Genomic DNA, 9,229 nt, shown 5'->3' with positions numbered 1-9,229 from the left:
CCCGCCGCCCCCCGCGGCCGCCTTGACCAGCACCGGGAAGTCGCTGACCTGGTCGGGCTCGGTCCAGGTCGGCAGCATCGGCACGCCGGCGTCGGCGAGCAGAGCCTTCGCCGCCACCTTGTCGCCCATCGCGGCGATCGCCTTCGCCGACGGCCCGACCCAGGTCAGCCCCGCGTCGATAACCGCCGCGGCGAACTCGGCGTTCTCCGCCAGGAAGCCGTAACCGGGGTGGACGGCGTCGGCGCCGGTCCGCCGCGCCGCCTCCAGGATCAGGTCGATCCGCAGGTACGTCTCGGCCGGGCTGTCGCCCGGCAGCCGGACCGCCCGGTCGGCCCCGGCGACGTGCGGCGCGTCGGCGTCCGCGTCGGAGTGCACGGCCACCGTCTCGACGCCGAGCCGCCGGCAGGTGGCGAAGATCCGGCGGGCGATCTCGCCCCGGTTCGCCACCAGGAGTCGGTTGATCGTCACCGCTGGACCTGCCTTTCGTTCGCGACTGCGGGACTTCGCTGCGCTGCGTTCCTCGCGCTCACGGGGCCTGCCTTTCGTTCGCGACTGCGGGACTTCGCTGCGCTGCCTTCCTCGCGCTCACGGGGTCACATCCGGAAGACGCCGAAGCCGTCGGCGCCCCGCACGGGGGCGTTGTGGACGGCGGAGAGACAGAGGCCGAGGACCGTACGGGTGTCCCGGGGGTCGATCACCCCGTCGTCGTAGAGGCGGCCGGAGAGGAAGAGCGCGCCGGACTGCGACTCGATCTGCTGCTCGACCATCGCCCGCATCGCGGCGTCGGACTCCTCGTCGTACGGACGGCCCCGGGCGGCCGCGGCCTGCCGGGCCACGATCGAGAGCACCCCGGCGAGCTGGGCCGGCCCCATCACCGCCGAGCGCGCGTTCGGCCAGGTGAAGAGGAACCTCGGCTCGTACGCCCGCCCGCACATGCCGTAGTTGCCCGCCCCGTACGAGGCGCCGAGGTTCACCGTCAGGTGCGGCACCGTCGAGTTCGACACCGCGTTGATCATCAGTGCGCCGTGCTTGATGATGCCGCGCTGCTCGTACTCGGTGCCGACCATGTAGCCGGTGGTGTTCTGCAGGAAGAGCAGCGGGGTGTCGGCCGCGTTGGCGAGCTGGATGAACTGGGCGGCCTTCTGCGCCTCCTCGCTGAAGAGCACACCCCGCGCGTTGGCCAGCACTCCGATCGGGTAGCCGTGCAGCTCACCCCAGCCGGTGACCAGCGCGCTGCCGTACGCCGGCTTGAACTCGTCGAACTCGCTGCCGTCCAGGATCCGGGCGAGCACCTCGCGCGGGTCGAACGGCACCTTCAGGTCGGAGCTGACGATGCCGAGCAGCTCCTCCGGGTCGTACTTCGGCGGCTGCGGCAACCGGTTGCGCGGCGGTGGGCCCTGCTTGCGCCGGTTCAGCCGGCGTACGCACTGCCGGGCCAGCCGGATGCCGTCCCGCTCGTCGGCGGCGAGGAAATCCGCGAGCCCGGACCGGGTGGCGTGCATCGCCGCGCCGCCGAGCGACTCGTCGTCGGTGACCTCGCCGGTCGCCATCTTCACCAGAGGCGGCCCGGCCAGGTAGACCTGCGACCGCTCCCGGATCATGATCACGTGGTCGGACATCCCCGGCACGTACGCCCCGCCCGCCGTCGCGTTGCCGAAGACCACGCTGACCGTGGGGATTCGCGCCGCCGAGAGCCGGGTCAGGTCACGGAAGACCCGCCCGCCCGGGATGAAGATCTCCGCCTGGGTGGGTAGGTCCGCGCCGGCCGACTCGACCAGGTTGACCATCGGCAGCCGGTTGGCGAGTGCGATCTCGCCGGCCCGCCGCGTCTTGGCGAGCGACCACGGGTTCACCGCGCCACCACGCACCGTCGGGTCGTTCGCGACGACGAGACACTCGACGCCCTCGACCACGCCGATGCCGGTCACCACGCTCGCCCCGACGGGGAAGTCCGTGCCGTAGGCGGCCACCGGCGACAGCTCCAGGAACGGGCTGTCCGGGTCGAGCAGCAGCTCGACCCGTTCCCGGGGGAGCAGCTTGCCCCGGGAGTGGTGCCGGGCCACGTACTTCTCGCCGCCCCCGCCCCGCGCCTGGTCCTGTGCCGCGTCCAGCTCCGCCAGCCGCTCCAGCAGCGCCGCCCGGTTGTCGGCGAACCCCGGCGAGGACGGGTCGAGCGCGCTGCCCAGTACGGTCACAGCCCCAGTCCCTTCGCGATGATCTCGTTCATGATCTCGGTGGTGCCGCCCCCGATGCCGAGGATGCGGGCGTCCCGGTAGTGCCGCTCCACCTCGGCGTCGCGCAGGTAGCCGAAGCCGCCGTGCAGCTGGAGCGCCTGGTCCACCACCTCGGCGCAGGCCGCCACGGCGACGTTCTTGGCCATCGCCACCTCGGTCACCACGGGCTCGCCGGCGGCGACCCGAGCGGCCACGTCGTGCACGTACGCACGGGCCGCCTCGGTGCGGGTGTGCATCTCGGCCAACCGGTGCCGGACGACCTGGCGGCTGACCAGCGGCCGGCCGAACGTGGCGCGGTCCCGGCACCAGCGCACGGCCAGCTCGACGCAGCGCTGCGCGGTCGCGTACGCCTGCGTGGCGAGCGAGATCCGCTCGGTGGCGAAGTGCTGCATGATCGACAGGAAGCCGGTCTCCTCCGCGCCGATCCGGTTCGCCACCGGCACCCGGACGTCGACGAAGGAGAGCTCGGCGGTGTCCGAGCAGTGCCAGCCCAGCTTCTCCAGCCGGCGGCCCACGGTGAAGCCGGGCGTGCCCTTCTCGATCACGAGCAGGGCGAGCTCACCGCTGCCCGGGAAGTCGGTGCAGACCGCGGTGGTCACGAAGTCCGCCCGGACCCCACTGGTGATGTAGCTCTTCGACCCGTTCACCACGTAGTGGTCGCCGGCCCGGCGGGCGGTGGTGCGGATGCCGGCCACGTCCGAGCCGCCGTCCGGCTCGGTGATCGCCAACGCGCCGATCATCGTCCCGGCCAGGGTGGGGCGGACGTACCGGTCGACCAGGTCGTCGTCGCCCGGGTTCCCGACGGCGCCGAGCCGGCCGCCCAGCGAGCCGCCGGTCCGGCCGCCGGCAGCGCTGACCATGTGCGGGAGCGCGATGCCGTGCGTGAAGAGCGCGGCGACCAGCCCCGATGACCCGCCGGACCGGATGATCTCCTCCGTGACGATGATCGTGTCGAGCAGGTCACCTCCGCTGCCCCCGACCGACTCGGGGAAGCCGACGCCGAGCAGGCCGAGCTTCGCGGCGGTGGCGTGCAGCTGGCGCGGGACCTCGCCGGCCCGCTCCCAGTCGTCCAGGTAGGGCAGCACCTCCCGGGTGACGAAGGCGCGGGTCAGCTCGCGTAGCTGACGCCGTTCCGGTGTGTCCACGATGGTCATGCGGTCGTCTCCAGGATCGGCAGGTCGACGATCCGGGAGCGGAGCAGCTCACCGAGCGCCTTGGCCTGCGGGTCGAAGCGGGTGGACGCGGCCACGCCCGGACCGAGCAGGCCCCGGATCAGGAAGTTGACCGCGCGCAGGTTCGGCAGCTCGTACCGCTCGACGGTCAGCGTCTTCGTCTCCGGCAGCAGCTCGGCCAGCCGCTCGACGCTCAACCAGCCGCGCAGCCAGTCGTACGCGGCGTCGCCGCGGGCCCAGACCCCCAGGTTCGCGTCGCCGCCCTTGTCGCCCGAGCGCGCCCCGACCAGCTCACCGAGCGGGCCCCGGCGGGTGCGGTGGCGGATGGAGGCCGTCGTCGACACGTCCTGTCGCGGCGCGGTCTCCGGCGGGCGGGTGTCCGGGGGCGGTGGGATCGGCACGCGGGTGCCGTCGGGAAGCACCGCGACGTGCGACACCGAATCCTGCGACACGAGGTCCGCGGTGAAGACTCCGTACGGAGTCGCGTCGCCGGGCGGGGTGGTCAGCGTGCACCCGGGGTAGGAGGCGAGCGCCAGCTCCACCGCAGCCGCCGAGAACGCCCGTCCGGCCCGTGCCTTGTCGCCGTCACGCAGGTGTACGTGCAGCAGGGCGCTCGCCGTCTCGGTGTCGCCCGAGTCGGGATGGTCGGTGCGGGCCAGCGTGAACTCCAGCCCTTCCGGGCCGACGGCGGCTTCGAGCTGCTCCCGGACGAGGGCGGCCTTGGCCGGGATGTCGAGTCCGCAGAGGACGAACGTCATCGAGTTACGGAAGCCGCCCAGATTGTTGACACCGACCTTGAGGGTGGCCGGGGGCGGTGTGCCGCGTACGCCGGAGACCCGCACCCGATCCTCCCCCTCGGCGTGCAGGATCGCCGTGTCCAGCCGGGTCACCACGTCCGGCCCCAGGTACGCGGGCCCGCCCACCTCGTAGAGCAGCTGGGCGGTGACGGTCTCCACGGTCACCGCGCCGCCGGTGCCCAGGTGTTTCGTGATGACGCAGGAACCGTCCGGGTGCACCTCGGCGATCGGGAAGCCGGGGCGGCGGCCGCCGTCGGGCAGCTCGGTGAAGAAGCTGAAGTTGCCGCCGGTGACCTGCGCGCCGCACTCGACGAGGTGCCCGGCGACGGTCGCGCCGGCGAGCGCGTCGAGGTCGTCGCGGGTCCAGCCGTACCGGGCTATCGCCGGGCCCACCACCAGCGAGGCATCGGTGACCCGGCCGGTGACGACCACGTCGGCCCCGCCGTCGAGGCAGGCGGCGATCCCGAACGCGCCCAGGTACGCGTTGGTGGTGAGCGCGTCCGGCCGGGCCAGCGCGTCGCCCTCCACGTACCCGACCCGGACGGTGAGACCGAGCCGGTCGGCGAGCGCGTTGATCGCGGTGGCCAGCCCGGCCGGGTTGAGCCCGCCGGCGTTGGTGACGAGCGTGACGCCACGGTCGAGCGCGGTGCCGAGGCAACCTTCGAGCTGCCGGAGGAAGCCCCGCGCGTACCCGAGCGAGGGGTCTCGCAGCCGGTCCCGGCCGAGGATCAGCATGGTGAGTTCGGCCAGGTAGTCGCCGGTCAGCACGTCCAGCTCGCCGCCGTCGAGCATCTCTCGCCAAGCGGTGGCGCGGTCGCCGTAGAAGCCGGAGGCGTTGCCGATGCGGATCACGCCCGCACCCCGCGCGTCCGCGCCGCGGCCGTCGACGAGTGCGCGGGTCGTGTGTTCAGTGGCGGACGGCCGGTGCCGGGTGGGCCCGCGAACGCCTGCGCCACGTCGAGCCACTCGTCGGCGACCGGACCGGTGACGTCGAGCGCCAGGTCGCTGCGGTGCCGGCGCTGGGTGACCAGCAGGCAGAAGTCCCGGGCCGGTCCGGTGACCCGGTCGGTGGCGTCGGCCGGGCCGAAGCTCCAGGTTCCACCGCCGGGCGCGGCGAGCTCCACCCGCACCGGCGCCGTCGGCGCGGGCCGGCCGTGGGTGGCGAAGCTGTGCCCGATGGTACGTACGCCGAGGTGGGCGACGTGCCGGAGCCGGTCGGTGCCGGGCCGGCGTACGTCGAGCGCGTCGGCGACGTCCTCGCCGTGCGCCCAGGTCTCCATGATCCGGGCGGTGACCATCGAGGCGGGCGACATCCGGGTGCCGTACCAGGGCAGCTTCTCCCCGGGTGGGTGGGCGGCGAGGACGGCGGCGAGGGAGGCCCGGCCGGCCCGCCAGCGGATGAGCAGGTCGGCCGGCGGGGCGAGGAACTCCTGCGCGCCGACCTCGACGAGCCGGGCCGGGTCCGGGGCGGCGTTCACGGAGGCGAAGAAGGCCGCGCTGTCGGTGCCGGCGAGCAGCGCCACGTGATCGGTCCAGGCGAGATGCGCGATCTGGTGAGCGATGGTCCAACCCGCCGCCGGGGTCGGGCGGGACCAGTCGGCCGGTGGTAGTGGACGGACGAGAGCCTCCAGCGTCTGGGACTCCTCGGCCAGGTCGGCGAGCAGCTCCGTCAGGTCGACCATGGTGCCTCCGGTCCGGTCGTGCCCTCGGCGCGGGCGGGTCAGGGCGTGAGGAGCGTGGCGAGCCGCCGCTTCCAGGTGTCGAGCAGGGCGGTGCGGCGGACGCTGTCGTCGGTGAGCAGGTTGGCCACCCCCAGACCGCGGAGCAGGTCCAGGGTGGCCTGGACCGCCTCGCGTACGCCTGGACGTCGCTCGTCGACGCCGAGCAGCGAGACGGTGAGCCGGTGCATCTCCCGGCCCACCCGGGCCTCCAGGGGGATCAGTGCCCGACGCAGCTCGGGGTCGGTGCGGGCGGCGACCCAGAGTTCGAGCGCGGCGACGAAGAGCGGACCGGTGAACGCCACCGCGAGCAGGTCGATCACCCGGTCGAGCCGCCGAGGCCCGGCCGGCAGGGCCTGCGCCTCGGTGCGCAGCTCGGCCGCGCGACGTTCGGCCAGGTGCGCGACGGCCGCGGTGACCAGTGCGGCCTTCGTCGGGTAGTGATGCAGCTGCGCGCCGCGCGAGACCCCGGCCCGGGCCGCCACCAACGTGGTGGTGGTGCCTGCCCAGCCATGCTCCACCAGGCACTCGACGGTCGCCTCCAGCAGTCGCGCCTGCGTGGCGCGGCTGCGCTGCTGCCGAGGGACGCGGATCGATGCGGCGGACACGGCAACAGCGTGCCGGGGCCGAAACAAACAGTCAAGCCTGACTTTTTTCGTGCCCGTGATCGGGCATCCACTGCGGACCCCCGATCGGTGTCGGCGGGCACCGAGTGCTGGTGCGCGGAGCCTCTGGAGCCGATGTCGTAGGCGATTCAGCTCCAAAGGCGCCGCGCACCATATCCCTACCTCTCTCGGAACGTCTCCCGGCGCGCTGTTCGGCGGGGTTGGGGCCGGTCCGCTCAGCGTCCGTCGCGCGGGGCGAAGACGGCCAGCGCGTCGGCGTCGCTGTGCCGCGAGCGGACGTACTCGTCGGCGAAACCGGCGGCGTCCGGGAAGGCGGACTCGGCGGCCACCCGGGCGCAGGCCGCGTCCACGTCGAAGTCGGTACGGCGCAGCTGCACCCCCGGACCGAGCAGCGCCCAGTACGCGCCGGGGCCGCCGTACGGCATCCCGACACTGCCGGGATTCACCACGAGGCGGCGGTCGACCAGTCGCGCGAACGGCATGTGGGTGTGCCCGCAGACCACCGTGCGCACCTCCGCCGGCAGGTCGGTGAAGACCTCCGTCCAGCGGGACATCCGGGAGTCGACCAGCACGACCTCCTCGTCGTCCCGGGGCGTCGCGTGGCAGAAGAGCACCGGACCGAGGCCGTCGACCGGCAGGGTCACCGTGCGGGGCAGCGCCGCCAGCCGGTCGACCTGGTCGTCGCGGAGCTGCGCCGCCGCCCAGTTCGAGACCTCGATCGGGAGGCTGCGGCCGGCCCGTGCCTCCACCAGCTCCCGGTCGGCGTTGCCGCTGACCCAGCGGACCCGATCGCCGAGGCCGGCGAGCCGGTCGAGCACCTCGACCGGCTGCGGGCCGGCGGCGATGTCACCGGTGAGCACGATCAAATCGGCGGCGGCCACGTCCGGCTCGGCCAGCACGGCCTCCAGCGCGGGCAGCACCCCGTGGATGTCGGAGAGGACGGCGACCCGGTTCACCATCGGTCCACCCTCCCGCCGCGCCGAGGCCGGCGTCCAGCCTTTCTGCCTCGGGCAGACGGGGCCCTCTCTGCCGCGGCGGACGCGGAGCGGCCCGGACCGCGAGGGGCGGTCCGGGCCGAATGCTCCGGGACAGGGCGAGCGCCCCGACGGGTTGCTCAGACCCGTGCGCGGCGGGCCAGGCGCTCCGGGTCCAGGATGATGATGCTCTTGCCGTCCAGGCGCAGCCAGCCCCGCGAGGCGAAGTCCGCCAGCGCCTTGTTGACCGTCTCCCGGGAGGCGCCGACGAGCTGGGCGATCTCCTCCTGGGTGAGGTCGTGGGTCACCCGCAGCACACCGCCGTCACGAGTGCCGAAGCGCCCCGCCATCTGGAGCAGGTTCTTCGCCACCCGGCCCGGCACGTCCGTGAAGATCAGGTCGGCCAGCGAGTCGTTGGTGCGGCGCAGCCGGCGGGCCAGCACCCGGAGCAGCTGCTCCGCGATCTCCGGCCGGTTGGCCAGCCACGGCCGCAGCGCCTGCTTGCGCAGCCGGACCAGGCGGGTGTCGGTCACCGCAGTGGCCGTCGCCGTGCGGGGGCCCGGGTCGAAGAGTGACAGCTCGCCGACCATGTCCGACGGGCCCATCACCGCGATCAGGTTCTGCCGGCCGTCCGCCGCGCGGCGGCCAACCTTGATCTTGCCGGACAGCAGGATGTAAAGACTGTCGCCGGGCTCGCCCTCGTTGAACACGACCTCGCCCTTGCGGACCTCGATCGTCTCCATCTCCTTGGCGAGCGCCTCGGCAGCCTCCGGGTCGACACCCTGGAAGATCCCGCTGCGGGCCAGTACCTCGTCCATCGCGCACCTCCGGTTGCGCGTTGCCGTCCCTCGGCCGGGTCCGCCGTCCGCTGGTCCCTCGCGCGCCGACAAGTCTAGGCGCACGTGAGCCGGAATCAGAGGTCGCCCCTGGAAACGTGATCGTTGGGCGTAATCCGCCCGTTCCGCCTGACCAGCGGGGACGCCGACAGCCGACCGCCGCCGTCACCCTGGCCGGCGGCCCGTAGGGTCACCGCGTGCTGAGCGAGCCGCTGCTGACCACCCGCCACGAGGACGGGCTCGACGTTCCGATGCTGGTGTGGCGGGCCGCCACGCCGCTACGCGCCGTGAGCAGCGCGTCGCTGGGCGGCGGGATTGGCGTACGGCACTGGGTCGTGAACGCGACAGTGCCGATGTCGTATGACCGGGACGAGCCGGCCGACCACCTGGCCGCGCTCGCCCACGGGCTCGGGCTCGACGGGCCCGGCGTGGGGCTGCTGACCGGCGTCGACGTCGCCGAGGTGGTCGCCCGGACCGACGGCGGCGTGCGGGCCTGGGCGACCGTCGGTCTCGGCACCCCCGTCCGGGCCGCCGAGTCGGCACCCGAGGTGCTCGGCGAGCGGGTCGGCACGGTCAACATCGTGGTGCACGTGCCGGCCCGGCTCGGCGACGCCGCACTGGTCAACGCGGTGGCGACCGCGACCGAGGCGAAGGCGCAGGCGATCTCGGAACTGGGTCTGGCCGCCACCGGCACCCCGACGGACGCGGTCGCCGTGCTCTGCCCCGCCGACGGTCCCGAGTTCGCCTACGGCGGGCCCCGCTCGACGTGGGGGGCACCACTCGCCCGCGCGGTGCACGCCGCCGTGCTCGCCGGCGGCTCCCGCACCGTCGTGCCCTGGTCGGACCGGCTGAACGGCTGAACTTCCGGCCGA

Annotated in this window: 9 protein-coding genes; 1 reads left to right on the top strand and 8 read right to left on the bottom strand. The window is 73.7% G+C overall.

What is annotated here, in order from left to right:
* The 8 genes from E1211_RS09370 to E1211_RS09335 form a co-directional block, all read right to left on the bottom strand.
* A partial coding sequence (locus tag E1211_RS09370) for a biotin carboxylase N-terminal domain-containing protein (RefSeq protein ID WP_305792199.1) occupies positions 1 to 468 on the bottom strand: 468 nt, incomplete at its 3' end.
* 125 nt (positions 469 to 593) lie between these two features.
* Positions 594 to 2,195, bottom strand: a complete 1,602-nt coding sequence (locus tag E1211_RS09365; protein ID WP_132347485.1) for an acyl-CoA carboxylase subunit beta — start codon at positions 2,193 to 2,195, stop codon at positions 594 to 596.
* On the bottom strand, positions 2,192 to 3,388 hold the full coding sequence (locus tag E1211_RS09360) for an acyl-CoA dehydrogenase family protein (protein ID WP_132347483.1): 1,197 nt from the start codon (positions 3,386 to 3,388) through the stop codon (positions 2,192 to 2,194). The genes E1211_RS09365 and E1211_RS09360 overlap by 4 nt, the downstream gene beginning before the upstream one ends.
* Positions 3,385 to 5,055 carry an acyclic terpene utilization AtuA family protein gene (locus tag E1211_RS09355; protein WP_132347481.1) on the bottom strand — a complete coding sequence of 557 codons (1,671 nt, stop codon included), beginning with the start codon at positions 5,053 to 5,055 and terminating at the stop codon, positions 3,385 to 3,387. Before E1211_RS09355 ends, E1211_RS09360 begins: the two co-directional genes overlap by 4 nt.
* The gene (locus E1211_RS09350; RefSeq protein ID WP_132347479.1) at positions 5,052 to 5,885 is read right to left on the bottom strand and encodes a TIGR03084 family metal-binding protein; all 834 of its coding nucleotides are present in this window, start codon (positions 5,883 to 5,885) and stop codon (positions 5,052 to 5,054) included. The genes E1211_RS09355 and E1211_RS09350 overlap by 4 nt, the downstream gene beginning before the upstream one ends.
* Before the next feature lie 38 nt (positions 5,886 to 5,923).
* The gene (locus E1211_RS09345) at positions 5,924 to 6,529 is read right to left on the bottom strand and encodes a TetR/AcrR family transcriptional regulator (protein ID WP_132347477.1); all 606 of its coding nucleotides are present in this window, start codon (positions 6,527 to 6,529) and stop codon (positions 5,924 to 5,926) included.
* A gap of 233 nt (positions 6,530 to 6,762) precedes the next feature.
* A complete protein-coding gene (locus tag E1211_RS09340) occupies positions 6,763 to 7,506 on the bottom strand; it encodes a metallophosphoesterase (protein ID WP_132347475.1) in 744 nt (247 codons plus the stop codon).
* A 155-nt stretch (positions 7,507 to 7,661) separates the two neighbouring features.
* On the bottom strand, positions 7,662 to 8,339 hold the full coding sequence (locus E1211_RS09335; RefSeq protein WP_076467173.1) for a Crp/Fnr family transcriptional regulator: 678 nt from the start codon (positions 8,337 to 8,339) through the stop codon (positions 7,662 to 7,664).
* Between the two features lie 215 nt (positions 8,340 to 8,554).
* Here E1211_RS09335 and E1211_RS09330 point away from each other — a divergent pair, with 215 nt between their 5' ends.
* Positions 8,555 to 9,217: an adenosylcobinamide amidohydrolase gene (locus tag E1211_RS09330; protein WP_132347473.1), complete on the top strand. Its 663-nt coding sequence runs from the start codon at positions 8,555 to 8,557 to the stop codon at positions 9,215 to 9,217.
* Positions 9,218 to 9,229 lie beyond the last annotated feature (12 nt).

This window comes from Micromonospora sp. 15K316, assembly GCF_004348525.1.
In the GTDB taxonomy this organism is placed as follows: Bacteria; Actinomycetota; Actinomycetes; order Mycobacteriales; family Micromonosporaceae; genus Micromonospora.
Note: the sequence above shows the minus strand (reverse complement) of the source record. Positions and strands in the feature narration are given on the sequence as shown.

Excerpts from the sequence above, each read along its gene's own strand:
- E1211_RS09350 (WP_132347479.1), bottom strand. The coding sequence starts at position 5,885 with ATGGTCGACCTGACGGAGCTGCTCGCCGACCTGGCCGAGGAGTCCCAG.
- E1211_RS09335 (WP_076467173.1), bottom strand. The coding sequence starts at position 8,339 with ATGGACGAGGTACTGGCCCGCAGCGGGATCTTCCAGGGTGTCGACCCG.
- E1211_RS09340 (WP_132347475.1), bottom strand. The coding sequence starts at position 7,506 with ATGGTGAACCGGGTCGCCGTCCTCTCCGACATCCACGGGGTGCTGCCC.
- E1211_RS09360 (WP_132347483.1), bottom strand. The coding sequence starts at position 3,388 with ATGACCATCGTGGACACACCGGAACGGCGTCAGCTACGCGAGCTGACC.